Here is a 20977-nt window from a genome sequence, read left to right as displayed (position 1 = left end):
AAAAAGAAAGTATCCTAAAGAAGATAAAAAAACCATCACAGAATATCAATGATGGTTATCATAGAGTTTATTGAATTAATTATTACTATCTAACTTCACACGATCAATGGCAATGACAAGTGCAACAATTAGTTTTTCATAGGTATCATCTTCAATTTGAATTACATAAGAATCACCCCAAGCAAACCATTCTTTATGAATCGAAGCAATCTGCCGGTTTTGTAATGTGATTGTAAAATTCATATCCCATATATCACCACGTACTTCAATTCCGTCAGCTTCAATATGATATTTTGCATGAAAGAAAGATAAGTCACGGTAAATGGTAGCGACATCATGACCTTCAATATGAACATAAAACCGTGGTAAGAAACTGAATATCTTCTTAGTTATTGTTGCAAACTCACCATTTGCATCATAAATTGTAAAATGTTTAGGTATTTCCATGAAGCTTCCTTCAACCCAATATATGGGTGTTTCATTTGCATCGAAAACGGTAAATTTTTCTCCTATCGAGAATACTTTTTGTTTTATATAGAGTGTTTTCATAGTACCTCTTTCTATATGTATAATAGCACAAACGATGACAGAAAATAAAAAAGATGACTATTTGCCATCTTTTGGAAGTATTTCAACTTCACATGTATTATTGATATCAATTAGAGCACTTGCCTCTTTAATGACATCCTTATTTACTTTATTCACAATTTCTAGACTTTCAAAGAAATCCAATCCTGCAAAGTATGTACGAACAAATCCAATACTAATGGAATCAAAACTATTAAGCGATGTTACATTACTTCCATATACACGACGCTTCATATTTTCGAGTTCTTTTTCATCAAAGTCACAAATACTTTGTAGTTCATGTTTAATGGTTGCATAGAATTCTTCAATCTTATTGGTTTCTGTGCTAAATGCGATAAGTCCATAATCTTTTGTGAATTCTACGTCATATGAGAAGGAATCATTAATAATTTCTTGGTCCATCCATTCTTGATATTTACTTGCTAACGGTGAAAATGCAACATCTAAAGCAAAGGTAATTGCCCATTCATATAGTTCTGCTTGTTTTGCATCAGTAATTCCAGGCATCTTAAAAGTTAATGCTGTTTTTGGTGTAGTGATATCCATTTGAATTTGTGCATGTGGTGTTTTAACTTTTATTGGTTCATCCACATAAATACGACTTGCTTGATATGGAAGTTCAAAGGATTTATTGGCTTGATTTTCTTTGATGGTTTCCATTAATTCTTTTGGATCGTGTCCACTAACTCCAACTAAAATCATACGGCTTGGATGATAATTTAGTTGGTAACATTCATATAGTGTTTCAAGTGTGATTGCATTTACACTATCTGCAGTACCACCAATATCATGTTTCATTGGGTGAATATCAAAAACGGATGCAAATAACTCACTGAATAGACGAGCATCAGGCATTTGATTATACATTTCAAGTTCTTGAATGATAATCCCCTTCTCTTTTTCGACAGACTCTTTGGTAATTGTTAGCTCTTGAACAAAATCAAGTAGTAAATTCAGTGGTTTGATTGGGTTATTGGTTGTTGAAAAGTAATATGCAGTTTCGTTATAAGAAGTAAATGCATTCACATTAGCTCCTAAACTAGAAAACTCTTCCATGACATCCTTGCCTTCTTTTTCAAACATCTTATGTTCTAAGAAGTGTGCAACTCCTTCTGGGTATGTATGAACGTTACCATGTTCATCTTTTTGGTCATGATCACGTCCACCAAATGGTGTTGCAAACACGAAATTGCTTTTCTTAAATCCAGGTTTTTGCCATAGAATGACATGTAAACCATTCGGTAAAGTTTCACTAATATAGCTTTCCTTAAAGTGATGATTTGTAATTGTTTCCATTAATTTTCATCTCCTTTACGTAAGACAAATGTAGTAAGTAACTCAATTTGAGACATTACTTCTTTGATGTCTTCTAGTGTTACTTCATAAATTTGTTTGATGATTTGTTCAACACTTACATCTGTTGCCAAAATCATATTGCGATAACCAAAGTTCAAAATACCATGTAGATCATCCATTTGTGTCATAAATGAATTGGCAAGCATATCTTTAACCACTTGAATAATGCTATGGTCAAAATCACCTTGTTTTACGCGTTCCAATTGTTCTTTTATCAACGCGATAGTCTTATCAACATTTTCTTCATTCACCCCAACATTGACACTTAATACTCCATCATATGGATGTAATCCAGAGTGGATGGAATATGCAAGTGAGTGTTTTTCACGCACTTCACGAAACAACAGTGAAGATGGTGTTTGACCGAAGATTGCATTTGCAACTGCTAATTTCCAATAAGATGCATCAAGATTGTTGATGTTGGTTTGATAGACCATTGAGATATACGCTTGACTCATATCACGATATTCTTCGATATAGTTATCCTTACGTTTTGCATCCACTTTATAAGATACAGCAGGTATGATTTTCGCATCACTGATGAATGCATTCTTGATTAGCTCGATTGTAGAATCATCTACATTACCGATAACTAGTACTTCCATAACATCATCTTGTATCATGGATTGCATAGCTGCAAGTAAACTATCAGGTGTAATGTTTTTTACTTCATCTTCAAAAAATAAGACTTGATTTGCAAGTGCATACCCTGCTCCTGCTTCATGTAACGCTTTACTTGAAGCGTACTGGCTTGTTTCATCATACATACGAGTTGTTTTACTTAGCGTCATACGAATACTTTCATCTACGTAGTTTTTATATAACTTTCCATTTTCATCAACTAATGGTTCATATAAAAATGCTTTCATGACAGCAATTGCTTCCATGATTAGATTTTCTTTATAGTCGATATAGGATGGATCAATAATACGTGCACGTAGTTCAACAACTTGGCTATCTCCATAAGTCATATAATTACTTGAAATACTTGCACCATACATTGCATTTAGTTTATCTACAATACTTGCTTTGGTAGGATATTGCTTACAGACATTGGTTAAATAGTCTGATATTACCATTCTTGGTGCAACACTATCTTTATGTAATGGTGAACGAAAACGTACACTGATTACAATATTTTTGAATTTTGTTTCTTTAATAACTTTTAAATTCATTGTTTTCTCCTTATTCGTCTTGTGCAGGTTTACGATAGACTTCACGTGGTTTGGAACCATTTGCTGGTCCAATAACTCCTTGATCTTCTAGTAAATCGATAAGACGTGCAGCACGTGAATATCCAATTGAGAATTTTCTTTGGATAAATGATGTACTGGCTTTTTGTGATTCTACGACAAATTGATATACTTCATCAAATAGCGGATCACTACTAATTGTACTGTTTACTTGCCCATCATGTTCTTCTAAGCGTAAGAATGCATCTTCATAATTAGGTCCAGCCTGTTTTGAACTAGCTGCTGCAATCGCTTCGACTTCATCATCTGAAACAAAACATCCTTGCACACGAATTGGTGAGTTTTCACCTTGTGGAATATATAACATATCACCAAGTCCAAGTAACTTTTCAGCCCCTTGTTGGTCCAAAATTGTACGTGAATCAATTGCCGAGCTTACAGCAAAAGCAATACGACTAGGAATATTCGCCTTAATTACTCCAGTAATAACATCAACACTTGGTCTTTGCGTTGCAACAATCAAGTGAATTCCTGCAGCTCTAGCAAGTTGGGTAATACGTTGAATACTTGCCTCCACTTCTTTAGCAGCAACTAACATTAAATCTGCAAGCTCATCAATAATAACGACAATCCACGGTAATGCTTTTGCCCCTGTCTTTTTGACAAACTCATTATATCCAGCAATGTTACGAACACCAGCTTGTGAGAAGTAATTATAGCGTTCTTCCATGATATTCACGACCACTTTAAGTGCTCGATTTGCACTATCTCCATCGGTAATTACCGGTCCAAGTAAATGCGGGATATTTGCATACATCGTAAATTCCACTTTCTTTGGATCAATAAGCAACATTTTAACTTCATCTGGTTTTGTGCGCATCAGTAATGAAGTAATAATACTGTTTACACAAACACTTTTCCCACTTCCGGTTGCTCCTGCAATTAGCAAGTGAGGCATTTTATTTAGTTCGCCATAAACATTATTCCCCATTAAATCTTTACCCAAAGCAAACAGTAATTTCTTATTTGCACTACTTTGTGGAATGGTGCGTAATAAATCACGAATATTTACTAAGGTTTTCTCTTGGTTAGGGATTTCAATACCGACAGTGCTTTTTCCTGGAATTGGTGCTTCAATACGAATATCTTTTGCTGCTAATCCCATTTTTATATCTTGTTGAAGATTGCTGATTTTATTAACGCGCACACCCTCTTCAACTTTTAATTCAAACTTTGTGACACTTGGTCCGATATGTGTTGCCACAAGTTGTGTATTTACATCGAATTGCTTCAAAATGTACACAAGACGTTTTCCTGCTTCATTTGCTGCATTTACATTACTGCTGTTTTTCCCTTTTCGTTCAGGAATGGCAAGTAAGTTTAAACTTGGAAGTTTATATCTTGAGTAGTCTGTAGAAACTGTGCGTTCACTTGTTGGTGTTTGCTCTACTACTTCTGGTGTTGGTTCTACAGGTGATAGCACATCTACTTCATCATAGTCATCAGCTAATATTCCAACATTGGTTGGTTGTGTATCTTGATATAGTAAATCTGCAAAATCCTCTGTTGGTTCCTCTTCCACTTCTTCATAATCTAAAATCTTTGCTTCTTTATCAGCGACGCGTTTGATCTTGCGATTTTCTTTACGCACTTCATGTTTTTCACCCATACGTGTAAACATCGCTTTAATACGTTCACGATCTTCTTTACGTAAAGCTACAACAATATAAATCAGTGTAAGTCCTGCAAGTAAGATATACGTTCCACTTTTATCAAATAAGATCGTCGATAGACTGTAAAGAAGTGCTCCGATGATTCCTCCACCTGCATGAAATGCACCACTTAGAATATTACTTGTATTCTCAAGATAGTAATTTAAAAAGGCTTGCCCTTTGAAGTTAACATCCATAAAGGTTGTTAAAAAGGTTTGTATCATTAAAAATCCAATAATTGTCATAATGACAAGTTTTGTGTTGAGTCCTCGTAAGGTCTTCTTAAACATGTAATAAACACAAAGTATAATACATAATGCAAATACTGCTGGTGTACTTTCTCCAAAAATGAAGCGCATTCCATGGTTTAACATTTCCCCAACAAGTCCAACACTTAATAACCCAATAAGTGCTACTGTGATAAAAAGCAAACAGTAGACATAGAGAAGAACCTCACTTTCTAAAGCGCGGTCCTTCTTTTTATTTGTTCTTTTTGTTGTTTTCTTTTTCGCCATATTCTGCCCACCTATTATTATACGTTTGTTGTTTCTAAAATCACGGGTAAAACCATTGGTCGTTTCCCTGTTTCTTTAACCAAATACTTACTGATTTTATCCTTTGCTTCTGCACGACATTCTAAGTTATCGTAACGGCGATCTTTTACTGCTTTTTCGATTGTTTTCTTCATAATGTTCATTACTTCTTTAATTAAGTAATCTGCATCTTTTAAATATACAAGGCCTCTTGTTTGTACATCAATTCCACTGATGATTTTCTTTGTGCGATTATCAAGTGTAACTCCAATAATCATCACACCATCTGTTGACAACCATTCACGATCTTTTAAAACAACCCCAGTTACATCCCAATTTTCATCTCCATCAATGAGTTGATCTTCAAGTTTGATTACTTCATCTGTAGCAATTAACTTCTTGTTTTGGAATGTTGCCACTTGTCCATTGTCTAATAGGATGATTTTGTCATCATCATATCCCATTGAACTTGCTAAATTTGCATTCGCAATCAAATGACGATATTCACCTTTTACTGGAATGTAGTATTTTGGTTTAAATAGAAATAATGCCATTTTTAAATCTTCTTTTGAAGGGTGCATACTTGCAGCATCTTTTGCTTTAAAAGAGTAAATGCGTCCACCTTCTTTATAGATTTCATTTTCCATATTTACTGCTTCATGCTCTGTCCCATTAACCACAGGACTTGTAATAACAATTGTGTCATTCTTTTGCATTTCTACATATTTATCTTCATTAGTCGCAATTGTTGAAATCTTAAGGAACAAACGTTTTCCACGACCTGTAACTAAAATCACAACATTTTTCATATCATTTTTAAATTGATCACGTGGAATGATCATGTTCTTTGGTAATTTATAGTAACCAAGTTCATCAAGATATTTTAACGTTTTAATCATTTCTTTATCACGAATAAAGACTTTCTTTTTGTATTTAATCGCCATGTCTAATATTTCCATAATGCGGTATAGACTTTGACGGTAACAAGCAACAATTAAACGATTCTTACCACTTTCTTCAAAGATTGGTTCTAACTTCTCTTTGATTTGGTGATGTGGTGCTGTATGTCCTTCATTTGCTGCACTAACAGATTCACTTAATAATGCTAGAACACCTTTATTTCCAATTTCACTAAGTACATTCACATCCATGCGGTATTCATCACTTAAACTATTGTAATCAACAATGAACTCTCCTGAGAATACAACAGCACCTTGGCTTGTCATAAAAGCAATTCCAAAGTTGTCTGGTGATGCATGTGTCATCGCAAAGGTGCGAACTGGCACACCTTCAATTTTAAATGTCGATGAACGATCCACTACATGAAGAATGTACTCATTAATTCCCGCTTCGCGTAATAAGTCATGCACAAAAAGCGATGTAAACTTCCCTGTATAAACTGGAATGTTGATTTGCTTAAGCAAGAATGGTAATGCACGCATTACATCATCGTGTGCATGCGTAATGAAAATCCCTGCAATTCGCTCTTGGTTTTCAATTAAATAGTTAAAATCAGGAATGACATATTCCACTCCTAGTAAGGCGCTATCTGGAATCATGATTCCTGCCTCAACGATAAAGATTACGTCGTTAATCTCAACTACGGTCATATTTTTACCGTTTTCGTCAAGACCTCCTAACGCAAATATTTTTACTGTATCCATATATTATAATCCTCTTTCTTTTATTCTTTTTGGTATGTAAATTTCCTTAATCAAGTATATCATAAAATGCATCTAAACACATTAGAATACCCATGAAAGTCCAATGAAACCGCTTTATTTTCTAAACTTCTTATAAAATATAGCATTTTACATTTTTAATACGTAAACAAAGGGTTGCAAATGATTGAATGTTGGCAAACCTTTGTGTTAGAATGACACATATGGAAAATGAGGAAACGATAAATATGACTTATAAAATAGGCTTAGATATCGGTTCAACAACGATCAAAGCAGTCGTTTTGAATGATACAAATGAAGTAGTATATAAAAGTTACGAACGTCACAAATCAAGAGTTCGTGAAATGGCACTAGAAAAGATTGAAGAATTAAAACCGATTATTAAGGATCACAAATTCAAGATTTCTTTAACTGGTAGTGCTGGTTTAGGAATTGCAAACAATGCTAATTTACCATTCGTACAAGAAGTTTTTGCGACAACCAAAGCAGTTAGAAAATATCACAATGACAGTGATGTTGTAATTGAACTTGGTGGTGAGGATGCAAAAATTATTTTTTTACGTGGAGCTTTAGAGGAACGAATGAATTCAACATGTGCCGGTGGTACTGGAGCATTTATCGATCAAATGGCAACTCTACTTAATGTAGATTTAGCAGAACTTGATGCCCTCTCACAAAACTATACAAAATTATATCCAATTGCTTCACGCTGTGGAGTCTTTGCGAAAACGGATATTCAACCATTATTGAACCAAGGTGCTCAAAAGGAAAATCTAGCTGCTAGTATTTTCCAAGCTGTAGTTGATCAGACCATTACCGGTCTTGCTCAAGGAAGAACCATTGATGGAAATATTCTATTCTTAGGTGGTCCTTTATCCTTTAATAAAGGTTTACGTGATCGCTTTATTGAAACTTTGAAAATTGATGAAAGTCAGGCAACACTTCCAGAAATGGGACCATACTTTGTTGCTTTAGGGGCTGCAATTAGTGCAGAAAGTGAAACTCAAGATTATACATATGCACAATTAATGGATGCATTAAAACGTGCTGCAAATGTGAAGGTCTCACATGAAGGTCTACCTCCCCTATTTAATAATGATGACGAATATTTAGAGTTTAAAGAACGTCATGCAAAAGCAAAAGTGCAAGAAGTAGATCTTGCTAGCTATAAAGGTAAAGCATACTTGGGAGTTGATGCAGGAAGTACAACAACTAAAATTGTTTTACTGAATGAAAATCACGAAATTTTGTATCAAAATTATACGTCAAACCAAGGAAATCCAGTTGATGTTGTGCAAGAACAACTCACTAAAATTTATTCAATCAATCCAGAGATTCAAATTGCTGGAAGTGGTGTTACTGGATATGGAGAAGAATTGATTCGTCAAGCTTTCCATATGGACCAAGGTGAAGTAGAAACTATTTCTCACTATACTGCCGCTAAACATTTTGAACCAAATGTTGATTTCATTATCGATATTGGTGGTCAAGATATGAAATGTTTTAAAATCAAAGATAACCGCATTGATGAAATTATTCTAAATGAAGCATGTAGTTCTGGATGTGGTAGTTTCATTGAAACTTTTGCCAACTCTTTAGGATATGACATTATTCAGTTTTCACAAATGGGGTTAATGGGTCAACATCCAGTGGATTTAGGTAGTCGTTGTACAGTCTTTATGAATTCATCAGTGAAACAAGCACAAAAGAATGGTGCAACTGTTGAAGATATCAGTGCAGGACTAGCTATCTCGGTTGTGAAAAATGCACTATATAAAGTGATTCGTATTGCAGATCCAGAAGATCTAGGACAAAACATCGTTGTACAAGGTGGAACATTCTTAAATGACACTGTATTACGCAGTTTTGAAAAAGAATTAGATAAACCTGTTGTTCGTCCACAAATATCTGGACTTATGGGTGCTTTTGGAATTGCGCTAATCGCACAAGAAAAATCAAATGGAACAAGTACAATTCTCAGTAAAGAAGAAGTCGAAAACTTTACCCATACTTCAAAAGTAGTAAACTGTCGTCTTTGTGGAAATAACTGTTCCTTAACAATTAATACGTTCGGTGATGGAAAGCGTCTGATCGCTGGTAATAAATGTGAACGTCCAATTAAAGGTGAAGCAAACTTTGATATTCCAAATGTTTATGCTTTAAAAATGGCGAAATTAGAATCGTATAAGGAACAATCAAAACCAGGTAAACGTGGAAGACTTGGTTTACCAATGGTACTTAATATGTATGAAAACTTACCATTCTGGCACACATTCTTTACCGCTTTAGATTTTGAAGTTATTGTGAGTGATCGTTCTAGTAAAGCGATTTACAATAAAGGACAACATACAATTCCTTCAGATACAGCATGTTATCCAGCAAAATTAGTACATGGTCATATTGTGAATTTATTAGAAAAGGATTTGGATGCAATATTCTACCCTGCTATGACTTATAACTTTGATGAAGGTATTAGTGATAACTGCTTTAACTGCCCTGTTGTTGCATACTATCCTGAAGTCATTCAAGCAAATATGGATGTGAAAATTCCATTTATGTATCCATATATTTCTGTTAATGATAAGAAGGATTTTATGAAGAAAATCCGTCGTTATCTAAAAGAACAAGGATACAGTATATCTAAAAAAGAAATCGTTGAAGCGAGTAATCTAGCTTATGCGGAATACGAAAACCATACAAATGAAATTGAAAGCTATGCACGTGAAGCATTAGAGTATGCACAAAAAGAAGATTTAAAAATCATCTGTTTAGCAGGACGTCCATACCATATCGATCCTGAAATTAACCACGGAATTGATCGTTTGATTACCTCACTAGGTTGTGCGGTTATTTCTGAAGACAGTGTGGCACGTACAGTTGAGTTTGAAAAATTCCAAGTATTAAACCAATGGACATATCACGCTCGTTTATATCAAGCAGCAAACTATATTGCCAATATTGAAAATTGTGAACTTGTACAACTTGTAAGTTTTGGTTGTGGACTTGATTCCATTACATCGGATGAAATTCACGACATCTTACATGAAAACAATAAAATGTATACACAACTTAAAATTGATGAAATTGATAATTTAGGAGCTGTGAAAATACGAATTCGTTCATTACTAGCAGCAATGGAAGACCGGGAGGAAGCAAATGAGTAAAATAGAACGCGTTGAATTTACCAAAGAAATGAAGAAAACGCATACCATCCTTATTCCAAATATGTTACATATGCATTTTCAAATCCTTGAAGAATTATTGATTTCTGAAGGATATAAAGTAGAACTGCTTAAAACAAAGCATCAAAATATAGTGAATGAAGGGGTAAAAAACGTACACAATGATACATGTTATCCTGCCCTACTTGTTGTTGGACAAATGATTGATGCTTTAAAAAGTGGTGCATATGATCTTGATAAAGTTGCCTTGATTATTACCCAAACTGGTGGTGGATGTCGTGCAAGTAACTACATTCATTTATTAAGAAAAGCACTTAGAAATAATGGAATGGCACATATCCCAGTAATTTCAGTAAACTTCTATGGATTAGAAAAAAATAGTGGATTTACATTCACTTATCGCTTCTTAATAAAAGCGATTTATGGAATTATTTATGGTGATTTACTAATGTGGATCTCCAATCAAAGTAAGCCATATGAACTTGAAGCAGGTGCAACTGATGCCATGGATAAGAAATGGACAAAGAAAGTTGCAGACAGTCTTCATTCAACAAAATTCTTACATATTAAAGCAAATTATAAAGAAATATTAGATGATTATGCATCGATTGCTAGAAGTAATGAGCAAAAAGTTAAAGTTGGAATCGTTGGTGAAATCTATATGAAGTATTCCCCTCTTGGAAATAACAGTTTAGAAGAATTCTTATTAAATGAAGGAGCTGAACCTGTTGTGACTGGATTGATGGATTTTATTGCCTACTGTTGTGAGAATATGATTTTGGATTACAGTTTATATGGAATCAATAAAATGAATCGTAACTTTGCGCGAATTGTGATTAAGTATATCATTCACTCGCAACGTAAGATGATTAAAGCAATAAAGAAACATGGAGTTTTTCGACCAATGTCAGACTTTAGTCAAATCAGTAATATTGCCTCAGATTACATCTCAAAAGGTGTAAAAATGGGAGAAGGATGGTTACTGACAAGTGAAATGTTAGAACTTATTGAATCTGATGTGAATAATATTGTTTGTTGCCAACCGTTTGGTTGTTTACCAAATCATATTGTCGCTAAAGGAATGATGCGTAAAATCAAAGATAACTATCCGTATTCAAATATTGTGGCAATTGATTATGACCCTGGTGCAAGTAGCATTAACCAGGAAAACCGTATTAAACTAATGTTAAGTAATGCAAAACTTAACATGGAGGAATCAAAATGAATCTGTTCGATGCCATCATAGCATTCTTTGTTTACGCCTTCCTAGGATGGGTTTGCGAAACAATCTATGTCAGTGTTGGCAAACGACATTTTGTAAAGCGTGGGTTCTTATATGGAACGATATGTCCAATCTATGGGTTTGGTGCACTTGCTGTACTATATGTATTGGATCCATATACGTATTACCCACCACTTATTTTTATTTTAGGTGTAGTTGTTACTAGTACACTTGAATATGTAACAAGTTATGGAATGGAAAAAATCTTCCATCTTCGCTGGTGGGACTATTCAACATATAAATTCAATCTGAATGGACGAATTTGTTTAAAAAACTCGATTATGTTTGGAATTATGGCACTTGTATTAGTTTATGGAATACACCCTGAAGTCGTTGAATTGATCAAAAGTCTACCGGATGTCACAAAATACGTGCTGACTGGTTTACTCATTGGTATCTTTATTACCGATACGACATTCTCGATTGTACATGCACTTGATATTAATAAAGCACTACAACGTGTTGATGAACTTAAGGATAAAATTGGTAGTGATGCAGAGTTACTAGCAAAACAAGTCAATGAAAATATTCAAAATGTACGCGAACAAATCTCGGATAAGACAATTAAAGCAAGTAATCGTTATAGTAAGCGTCTTGAACACTTTAAAGAGTCATATCCAAGTTTGAAACCAATGATAGAAGAACATCGCTTAAAAGCATTAGAAAGTATTATTCAAACTTTGAAAGATGCAAATCTACCGCTTACGAAAAAAGAGAAAAAGAAAAAAAGATGAGCGATCATCTTTTTATTTTGCGTCTTCTAATTCTCTAACAAATGCTAAGAATCCTTTTGCATCTGTATTCCACTGTGCAAGTTTTGCCTCATTCTTACGGTCAATTAAATGGTCATTAATTAAGTAAAGTGGAATATCTAGTTTTAAGATTGCCCCATCTTCTTGGGCATCATTTCCAACCATCATCACATCTGCTTTATCAATTTGATGCTTTTCTAATACTTCTGTAAAGTACGCTGGATTTGGCTTACAGTAATGGTAATCTTCAAATGTCGTAACTTCTAAGAATGCATCCGCATCAACTCCAGACCAACGCAGTCTAGATTCACTTGCAATTTTTGGGAATAATGGATTGGTTGCCGCAATCATTTTATACCCTTTTTGTTTTAAAACTTCAATAGCTTCAACTATATCGGCATTTTGTGTTACCACAGATTCGATATTTTGAAAGTCCGTTGTATAGAAATCTTCAAATGTTGATTCGATTTCACTTGCAGGGATTGAACTTACTTGTTCAAAGGTTTGCCAAAAGATTTCTGCATTGGTTTGGCTTCCATCATTTGTTGTCATCGCTTCAGTTCCTGCCCAAATTGCTTTTATAAGTAAATCTGCATCATATGTTGAATCAGCAAATTTGCGTTTAATTTGTCCAAAATATTGCTTGATGAATTCATCAAGGTCCATGGAAAGTAATGTTCCATCTAAATCAAATAGTATTGTGTTCATGTATTCTCCTCTATCGCATAGTACTATTTAACCTTATTTTGTTTTCATAGTCAAAGTAAAATAAAAAAAGATGCAAAATTCATTGCATCTTATATCGACTTATTCAAATAGTGCAGTTGATAGATAACGCTCTGCATTATCTGCTTGGATAACAACAATCATTTTGTCTTTATACTTATCCATTTTTGCTAGTTTTAAAGCTGCACTCATTGCTGCTCCAGAACTAATTCCCACTGGCATTCCTTCTTTTTGCATCATATTACGAGCTGTTTGAAGTGCTTCTTCATCAGTTACTTGCATGATTTCATCAACAATGCGTGAAGCATACACATCTGGAATAAAACCGGCACTAATTCCTTGGATTTTATGTGGTCCAGGTTTTCCACCAGATAATACAGGTGAAGCAGCCGCTTCGACAGCAATCATACGAATTGCTGGATTTTTTTCTTTTAGATTCATTCCTACTCCAGAAATGGTACCACCAGTACCCACAGCAGATACAACAACTGCAACTTCCCCATCTGTGTCATTCCAGATTTCTTCAGCAGTTTTTTTATAATGTGCATCTGGGTTTGCAGGGTTTTCAAATTGTTGCAGTAAATAATAGTTATCATTTTCACTGACTAATTTCTTTGCGATTTCAATAGATTCACGCATTCCACCAGCAGCACTTGTTAGAACGAGTTGTGCACCGTATCCTTGAATGATCTTACGGCGTTCCACACTCATACTTTCAGGCATAACAATAATAATCTTCATACCTAAGGCAGCAGCTACCATCGATAATCCAATTCCTGTATTACCACTTGTTGGTTCCACTAAAACAGAATCCTTTGTGATTTTCCCGCTATCAAGTGCATCTTGTATCATATTGTATGCAATACGATCTTTTACACTTCCTCCGGGATTGAAATATTCAATTTTTGCATATATATCTGTTTGTCCATCCTCGTTTAATCGATTGATTTTCACTAAAGGTGTATTTCCGATTAACTCAAGGATATTATTGTGTAAATTCTTCATAATACTCCTCCTTATTGGATATTTTTAATTCCTACTTTTATAATAGGATTATAACTTTATAACTACATAAAGTCAACGAAAATGACACATCTCCCATAAAAATGGTAGGAATTATAGAATTTAAAAAATATCTATGATATAATTCACATATGAAGATAAGCAAAAGAGGAGTATATGCCGTAGAATGCCTGGTCTACTTGGCAAATGAAGAAAAAAGTATGTCGATTGCCGACATTGCAAATAAACGAAATTGTTCAGCAAAATTTCTTGAACACATCTTCCGTGATCTGAAGAGTGCAAATATACTTATTAGTAAACGTGGGAAAACGGGTGGATATATGTTAGCACGTCCTACTAGTGAAATTTCATGTAAAGATATTGTTTTAGCTGTTGAACAGAACCTTGAAATAGTGCACTGTGTGACTGGATATTGTGCACAAGAAGATCAGTGTATGACAAGCAATTTATGGAAAAAAACACAAGATCAACTCTATCGCTCTCTTGAAAATATCACGATTAAGAGTTTAGTTGATTCGTATAGGGAGGGTGTTTCTCATGAAACTAACTACCAAATCTAGATATGCAGTACGCGTATTGGTGGGTTGCGCGATTTTTGAGGATCAAGGATTGATCACTGTAAAAAATGCTAGTCGCCACTTACAACTTTCTCCTAAGTATATCGAAACTATATTTATTGAATTAAAGAAAGCAAATTATATTACAAGCGTTCGTGGACACAGAGGAGGATATAAATTAGCACTTCGACCTGAGGATATTACAATATATAGTGTCATTATGGCAATGGAGCCAATTGATGGACTTGCCCCTCGTCGTGATAATCCAGATACCCTATCAAGATTTGTATATCGTGAAGTATGGTATCGTGTAGGAGCTGAATTAAAAATGTTCTTAAATGATATTTCAATTGCTGATTTAATTGAAGAAAGAGGCGGAATTGAAGAAATCAAAAAAACGGGTTGGTACAAAGATTACAACAAAGAAGAACTTGATGAAAAAAGAAACCTAGGACTGTAGGTTTTTTTTCTTATTGTGGTAAAGGTTTGTAGTTATTGACCTTCCAGTATTCAAAATCATGTCGTGTTTTAAAGTAGGTACGATCAATACATATTTTCGTTTCACATTTTTTAGGAATCGTACCTTTGTAAATCCAATAGTTAGCTGCATCAGGAAAATGAACTTCTTTAATCGCCTCTACTGGAATGGTTTCATAACAAAGTATTTTAGATTGCACTGTTGTTGGATACTTATCATCAAGTTCCATTTCTTTCCTACTTTTTTGGTCACCGACTTCATCAAACAAAGATAAAAAACCTACTTTTCCATGACGCAGTTCACTTCCCTTCAACGGTGAATACGTACATGCATCATAGTTAATCATCTGCGCATCAATTTTTAAGATAATCCAAGGCAGATTGTGTTGACGAAAACGAATTGCATTAAATTGTGTATAATCTGGAAATTCTATCGTTAATGCTACCGCATCGTGATATTTGCGACTACGTAAATTAAATGTAGAGTCAATGCCACGCTCAATCAATTCTGTCCGTGGTATCAAACCATAACGAAAAATATTATATAGATTTTCAGCATTTGTAAAATGGATTAAGTATTCTATCTTTTTCTGTTTTAGTATCTCTTTCATGGTATCCCCCTCTAGCGTTCATAAGTAAATTATACTTGAAAACGCTTACAGTTAATAGCCAGAAAAACTGAAAGTTTCACTATTTCTTATATTTATTTTCATCAATTTTTCAAAAGAAAAACAAGCAAAAATTTATGCTTGTCTATAGGTCTTGTAGCATGTGAAATTTATAGAAATCGATCATATTCCGCGCATTTGCTAGTGGATTCATAACACGTGGTAAGGGCTCAGCATATACTTCTTGATAGTCTACTTCCCCATAAGCATCACGAACTTGAAATGCTAATACTTCTTCTTCAAGATTTAGTGCTGCATGAATTGATTCATTATTACCTCGTGCATCCATGCGGATCCAACGATTCTCATAATAAAATGCATTAAGTGCATGAATACAATATCCCTTTTCAGGTGTATCTTGAATGGTTAAGCGTTGGTAACAAATTCCACAAGGAATGCGTTTTGCGCGTAGTAATGCAGCTAATAGGTTTGATTTAGATAAGCAAACACCAACACCTTCAAGTAAAACATCACTTGCCTTTATCGTAATTCGCTTGTCTTGTACATCCCATGAATGTGCAATTTCATCACGGACGAACTCAAAACATCGCTTGATGTAATCAAGTGTTGTACTACTTTCTTGATCCAATTGCTGGACCAATTTCATAATATTTGGATGCTTGTAATCAATAAAACTCGTACACTTTAAGTAAGCTTGTAAATTATCTTCGACTGGTTTCATAGACTCCTCATCTTGGGTAAGATTTCCCCACTTGTCACGGAATTTAATTGTTATGTAATACGTTATTGTTCTTTTCTTTTTTCATTGTAGCAAACTTCATATCACTTGAACATTGAAATACATAAAAGTTCATAATAAATTCACAAAGAGGATGTATCTATTTTGATTTAGAAAGTGTAAATAAAAAGCATACATTAATTTGCATGCTCTTCGTAAATTACATCGGTTTTAAGTTTTTTTCTAAACGTTCAATCATCCATTGAAGTCTTTTTCTTTTACCATCATCTGTTTTGGCGGCAAAATATGCACGTGTATATGTCTTCTTTACAGATGGTGACATATTCATAAAATTGTTATGTGCAAGTTCGTTTGTTTTAAGTAGGTTTTCTACTTCACAAATTGCATCATCATCCACATCACTTGGTTTTTTTGCTGCTTCCCACATACCATTTTGCTTTGCCTCTTCTATTTTGGCAAGACCTAGTTCAGTAACTAAATTACGAGCAAGTAAATCTTCAACGAGTTTCTTGTTTCGAAGTGACCATTTGCTATTTTTTCTACGTTGTGAAAAGTACTTTATGTAGCTATTTTGATCAATTTTCTTCATAACTCCATCAATCCAACCATAGCATAGTGCTTCTTCAAGCGCTTCATTTGCACTTAGTGTTTGGATATCTTTCGTTTTCGAAAAGAGTAGATATACACCTTCACTTGTTGCTGCATTCTCTTGTAGCCACAAGTGAAACTCTGCTCTTGTTTTACATACGATTGGTTCCATCCATTTACCTCACTATATCCAAGATTATACATGAACGAAATCGTTTTGTCGAAATGGACTATTTTTGCTTTTTTGTTTTATTCTTTACATTTCGCTTTGGTTTTTCTTGTTTTTTATCTTTATTTCGATAGTTTTTAGGATCCACACGTTTGTGTTTCTTGCGTTTTTGTTTCTTAATAATATCTTCACGACGCTCTTTAACAACATTTTTCTTTTGTGGTTCTTTTTTCTTTTTCTCCGTTTTATCAATCATTGGATATTCAATATTTTCAAGAACTTGAATTCGTTTCTTTATCAATTTCTCAATATCCTTAAGTAATGGGATTTCTTGGTACGAACAATATGAAATAGCTAAACCACTCTTCCCTGCTCGACCTGTTCGCCCAATACGGTGAACATAACTTTCTGCTTGTTCAGGTAGATCATAATTGATGACATATTTTAAATTTTGTATATCAATACCACGTGATGCAATATCTGTCGCGATCAATGCATCAATTTCATGATTTTTAAACAATGTTAATGCAATTTGTCGTGCATTTTGCGACTTATTGCCATGAATGGCTTTTGCGCTAATATCGCGTTTTGCTAGATCACGCATCAGTTTATCCGAACCTCGTTTTGTTCGTGTAAAGATTAACACTTGTTCATGTTTATGTTGATTCATAAATTCTTTCAATAAATCAATTTTATGATTTCTGTCAACATAATAGACATATTGTTCAATACTATCAACTGTAGATGATACAGGTGTTACTACGACTTTCTTTGGTTCATGCAATAAGGTATCTACAATTCCTTCAATTTCTTTTGGCATGGTAGCTGAAAATAGAAGGGTTTGAATATCTTTTGGAATGTATTTAATAATCTTATGAATATCACGAATAAATCCCATATCCAGCATACGATCTGCTTCATCTAAGATAAAAATTTCAATTTGTGAGATATCGACGAATCGTTGGTTCATTAAATCAAGTAAACGACCTGGAGTTGCAATTAGTATATCCACACCTGCCTGTAATTGTTTTACTTGTTTATTTTGATTTACACCACCAAAAATGACTGCACTTTTTAGTGGTAACTGCTTTCCATAGATTTGAAAACTTTCATAAATTTGTAATGCAAGTTCTCTTGTTGGTGTAAGAATTAATGATTGAATTCTATGTGTCTTTACTTTCTTATGTGCAAGTTGTTGCAATGTTGGTATGGCAAAAGCAGCAGTCTTTCCACTTCCCGTTTGTGCTAAACCAAGAATATCTCTACCTTGCAATGCACTTGGTATTGTTTCTTGTTGTATTTTTGTTGGTGTTTTATATCCTTGTTTTTTTAGTACATTAACTATAGGCGTACAAATCCCTAATTCATCAAACGTCATGGCTTACCTATTCTTTCTCACATCCACCAATGGTTTGATTTTTGTGTTTATATTTTTTCTAAGCTAGTGGATAATACCACATTCTAACAAAACTGTCCATGTATTTATCGATTGGACGATTCTAGCATTTACCTTACTTCTTTAAGATATTACGTATGGTATTCGCTGTACGTATGGTAATTTTACTTGCTATTTCACTTGATGCGGTCTTTTTCCACCAGGTACTTTTGTTGTAATCTTTTCTAGAAAATGACCAAAAGACTACTTGATCATAGTGCTCCACTTTTTCAATTGCATCGTTTGGGTCTCCGACTTTTTGATAAAAGAAATCATATGAAATATCAGGGAATAAGCAAATGAGATTATCATATATACTTTTATCATCATTTCCCCACCATTCTGGCGCGTGTTGAAGTTTATTCTCAAGATCTTCAAGTGCAATCACAAGTACAGGTATCTCTAATGCTAAATGATCTTTGATACTTATTGAAATGGCTTCTTGCATAGCAAGATGATCAGTTTCTTCAGTTGAAAATATAACATTTCCACTATTTAGATATGTACATACATCTATAAATCCTAATTCTTGCATATACTGTGTCAAATCTTTCATCGAAATCTTATTTCTCCCACCTACATTAATTCCTCTTAATAATGCTACATATCGTTTCATCCTTGTCTCCTTATGAAATAAAGGTGCAGTATATAATTGCACCTTTTCTATTGCTTATAATTGCTCGTGATACAAAACTTCTTTTCCTATTTGCTTTGCATACGCAATTTCTTCTTTTGTTGTGTGACCGATATAACCTTGGATATTCACAACGTAAATCGCATCACAAATTTCGATTTTTCGTTTATGTATATTGTTTAGTATAAGTATTTCATTTTCACTTAGTTTTGTGCTTGAATCAACATACACACATTGAAAGACTACATACTTATGTTGTAATTCAAGATTGGCAGCTATATCTTTCATTTGTGAAGCAAATTTCATACTTCCACAAATAGTAACAACTTTCATCATCGTTTTAGCTTTCCAATAACGTAATTAAGTCTGGTATTGAGACATCCATTCGTACAGAGGTTTCTTCCATACTCATTCCTGAATCAAGAAAACGTTGAATCGTGATTTTCATCTTTTCACCAACTTCGATAATATGACCATCTAAGTCATAAAAGCGAACATAGCGTTGCCCCCAACGCGCTTCCATTGGACAACTTCCAATATATTCAACATCATTTCTTGTTTGTAATTTATTGATAAATCCATCTAAGTCTTCTTCTTCAAAGTACAATTCCATATTATTTGATTTGACCTTGATTTGATCTTTTGGCATTCCAATTAACCAATCGAATTCTTGTTGTAAAGAAACACCACCAAATGTAATATTAATTCCATAATCTTGCTGTACTTCTAAGCCAAAGACTTCTTCATAAAATGTGCGTGATTTATTTATGTCTTTTACCGAAAGACATACTCCTTCATATTTCATATGAACTACCCCCTATGTATGTACTTATTATGCCATTGAAATGATAAGATGAAAAGAATATTTATAACTACTGAATTGTAGTCAGTTGTTGTACAAATTCTTCATAGGTGATATCACCTAAAACCAAATGTTTACTTAGACAGAAGATTTTTTCACTTTTTGTATTTTCTTTGGCCTCTAGTTCACGTAAACGAAGTTCTTCATTCGCTAGTGGCTGTAAAACATTATGCGCATTTATAAATGCATCATAGTAACGTAACCCAAATTTACGTTGGCTTAGAGCATTGATATGAATTCCATCTGGATTGCTTTGTAAATCAGCTGCATCAACAAAATATGCATTTGACTCACTATCTACATAGTCTTTTAGTGCTTGATTGATTTCTTTGTATTCTTTACATCCTTTTCCAAAGCCATAGCGACCAAGAAAATCTGGTAATCCACCAACGATAATTGGTATGTTTGGACAATCAAGTTCTAAACGAAATGTATCCATAATAATCTTTAATTTATCTTGGTATGTTATATAACGACCTTCAAAACTATCGTTTTCACCTTGATGCCATAAGATACCAACAAGTATACTATCCTTTAGTGCAAACTTTGCTTCATTAATTGCATGTTGAAACAATGGTCCATCAATTGCCCATTCATCAATACAAGTTCCACCTTCAGCACATGGAATTAAACCAATTTGATCATTTGGATGATCCTTACACCATGCACTAGCAAATGATGATGCAAGTCCAACGCCAGCAACACTACGATCAAAGTTGATCGGGTCTTCCATCATTTGCCAGCGTCCGTTTCTCAACATAAGTATATTTTCGTTAATAATGGGTGCTACTTCATGAGCATATCCACGACCAGCCATGTTGGACTGTCCAACCATTAAAAATGCATATTTCATAATCT

The 20977-nt window shown here is 34.1% G+C and carries 20 protein-coding genes; 5 read left to right on the top strand and 15 right to left on the bottom strand.

The window, feature by feature from the left end:
- Nucleotides 1-75: 75 nt before the first annotated feature.
- From M2098_RS02625 to M2098_RS02605, 5 genes are read right to left on the bottom strand one after another with little or no spacing between them, the layout of a single operon-like run.
- Nucleotides 76-549: an LURP-one-related family protein gene (locus tag M2098_RS02625; RefSeq protein ID WP_280681479.1), complete on the bottom strand. Its 474-nt coding sequence runs from the start codon at nucleotides 547-549 to the stop codon at nucleotides 76-78.
- 57 nt (nucleotides 550-606) lie between these two features.
- Entirely contained in the window at nucleotides 607-1884 is a 1278-nt protein-coding gene (locus tag M2098_RS02620) for a pitrilysin family protein (protein WP_280681480.1), read from the bottom strand.
- On the bottom strand, nucleotides 1884-3119 hold the full coding sequence (locus M2098_RS02615) for an insulinase family protein (protein WP_280681482.1): 1236 nt from the start codon (nucleotides 3117-3119) through the stop codon (nucleotides 1884-1886). Before M2098_RS02615 ends, M2098_RS02620 begins: the two co-directional genes overlap by 1 nt.
- 10 nt (nucleotides 3120-3129) lie before the next feature.
- Nucleotides 3130-5364, bottom strand: coding sequence for a DNA translocase FtsK (locus M2098_RS02610; RefSeq protein ID WP_280681484.1), 2235 nt, complete (start codon nucleotides 5362-5364; stop codon nucleotides 3130-3132).
- 17 nt (nucleotides 5365-5381) lie between these two features.
- A complete protein-coding gene (locus M2098_RS02605) occupies nucleotides 5382-7046 on the bottom strand; it encodes a ribonuclease J (RefSeq protein WP_280681485.1) in 1665 nt (554 codons plus the stop codon).
- Between the two features lie 245 nt (nucleotides 7047-7291).
- On the opposite strand from M2098_RS02605, the gene M2098_RS02600 reads away from it, so the two are divergent.
- Genes M2098_RS02600 through M2098_RS02590 form a run of 3 tightly spaced genes read left to right on the top strand, consistent with a single transcriptional unit; the run spans nucleotide 7292 to nucleotide 12262 of the window.
- Nucleotides 7292-10228, top strand: a complete 2937-nt coding sequence (locus M2098_RS02600; protein ID WP_280681486.1) for an acyl-CoA dehydratase activase-related protein — start codon at nucleotides 7292-7294, stop codon at nucleotides 10226-10228.
- Nucleotides 10221-11471 carry a 2-hydroxyacyl-CoA dehydratase gene (locus M2098_RS02595; RefSeq protein ID WP_280681487.1) on the top strand — a complete coding sequence of 417 codons (1251 nt, stop codon included), beginning with the start codon at nucleotides 10221-10223 and terminating at the stop codon, nucleotides 11469-11471. The genes M2098_RS02600 and M2098_RS02595 overlap by 8 nt, the downstream gene beginning before the upstream one ends.
- Complete coding sequence (locus M2098_RS02590; RefSeq protein ID WP_134171246.1) at nucleotides 11468-12262, top strand: hypothetical protein; 795 nt, start codon at nucleotides 11468-11470, stop codon at nucleotides 12260-12262. Before M2098_RS02595 ends, M2098_RS02590 begins: the two co-directional genes overlap by 4 nt.
- 12 nt (nucleotides 12263-12274) lie before the next feature.
- Here M2098_RS02590 and M2098_RS02585 read toward each other — a convergent pair whose 3' ends face one another.
- A complete protein-coding gene (locus M2098_RS02585) occupies nucleotides 12275-12988 on the bottom strand; it encodes an HAD family hydrolase (RefSeq protein WP_280681489.1) in 714 nt (237 codons plus the stop codon).
- Nucleotides 12989-13087: 99 nt separating this feature from the next.
- Nucleotides 13088-14011 carry a cysteine synthase A gene (gene cysK, locus M2098_RS02580; protein WP_280681490.1) on the bottom strand — a complete coding sequence of 308 codons (924 nt, stop codon included), beginning with the start codon at nucleotides 14009-14011 and terminating at the stop codon, nucleotides 13088-13090.
- A gap of 149 nt (nucleotides 14012-14160) precedes the next feature.
- On the opposite strand from cysK, the gene M2098_RS02575 reads away from it, so the two are divergent.
- Complete coding sequence (locus tag M2098_RS02575) at nucleotides 14161-14589, top strand: Rrf2 family transcriptional regulator (protein WP_280681492.1); 429 nt, start codon at nucleotides 14161-14163, stop codon at nucleotides 14587-14589.
- Entirely contained in the window at nucleotides 14567-15046 is a 480-nt protein-coding gene (locus M2098_RS02570; RefSeq protein ID WP_280681494.1) for an Rrf2 family transcriptional regulator, read from the top strand. The genes M2098_RS02575 and M2098_RS02570 overlap by 23 nt, the downstream gene beginning before the upstream one ends.
- 10 nt (nucleotides 15047-15056) lie before the next feature.
- On the opposite strand, the gene M2098_RS02565 is transcribed toward M2098_RS02570, so the two are convergent.
- The 8 genes from M2098_RS02565 to M2098_RS02530 form a co-directional block, all read right to left on the bottom strand.
- Nucleotides 15057-15674 carry a DarT ssDNA thymidine ADP-ribosyltransferase family protein gene (locus tag M2098_RS02565; RefSeq protein ID WP_280681496.1) on the bottom strand — a complete coding sequence of 206 codons (618 nt, stop codon included), beginning with the start codon at nucleotides 15672-15674 and terminating at the stop codon, nucleotides 15057-15059.
- 142 nt (nucleotides 15675-15816) lie between these two features.
- On the bottom strand, nucleotides 15817-16413 hold the full coding sequence (locus M2098_RS02560) for a transglutaminase family protein (protein WP_280681498.1): 597 nt from the start codon (nucleotides 16411-16413) through the stop codon (nucleotides 15817-15819).
- Between the two features lie 217 nt (nucleotides 16414-16630).
- Nucleotides 16631-17191, bottom strand: a complete 561-nt coding sequence (locus M2098_RS02555; RefSeq protein WP_280681499.1) for a YdeI/OmpD-associated family protein — start codon at nucleotides 17189-17191, stop codon at nucleotides 16631-16633.
- 58 nt (nucleotides 17192-17249) lie between these two features.
- Nucleotides 17250-18566: a DEAD/DEAH box helicase gene (locus M2098_RS02550; protein WP_280681501.1), complete on the bottom strand. Its 1317-nt coding sequence runs from the start codon at nucleotides 18564-18566 to the stop codon at nucleotides 17250-17252.
- Between the two features lie 133 nt (nucleotides 18567-18699).
- Nucleotides 18700-19239: a DUF1697 domain-containing protein gene (locus M2098_RS02545; RefSeq protein WP_280681503.1), complete on the bottom strand. Its 540-nt coding sequence runs from the start codon at nucleotides 19237-19239 to the stop codon at nucleotides 18700-18702.
- Between the two features lie 54 nt (nucleotides 19240-19293).
- Entirely contained in the window at nucleotides 19294-19593 is a 300-nt protein-coding gene (locus M2098_RS02540) for a hypothetical protein (RefSeq protein ID WP_280681505.1), read from the bottom strand.
- A gap of 4 nt (nucleotides 19594-19597) precedes the next feature.
- A complete protein-coding gene (locus M2098_RS02535; protein ID WP_280681506.1) occupies nucleotides 19598-20062 on the bottom strand; it encodes a VOC family protein in 465 nt (154 codons plus the stop codon).
- 67 nt (nucleotides 20063-20129) lie between these two features.
- Nucleotides 20130-20972 carry a sialate O-acetylesterase gene (locus tag M2098_RS02530; protein ID WP_280681508.1) on the bottom strand — a complete coding sequence of 281 codons (843 nt, stop codon included), beginning with the start codon at nucleotides 20970-20972 and terminating at the stop codon, nucleotides 20130-20132.
- Nucleotides 20973-20977: the final 5 nt, after the last annotated feature.

The sequence above is a fragment of the Breznakia sp. PFB1-19 genome (assembly GCF_029893935.1).
In the GTDB taxonomy this organism is placed as follows: domain Bacteria; phylum Bacillota_I; class Bacilli_A; order Erysipelotrichales; family Erysipelotrichaceae; genus Breznakia; species Breznakia blatticola.
The sequence above is the reverse complement of the archived record's forward strand: the minus strand, read 5'-3'. Positions and strand labels throughout refer to the sequence as shown.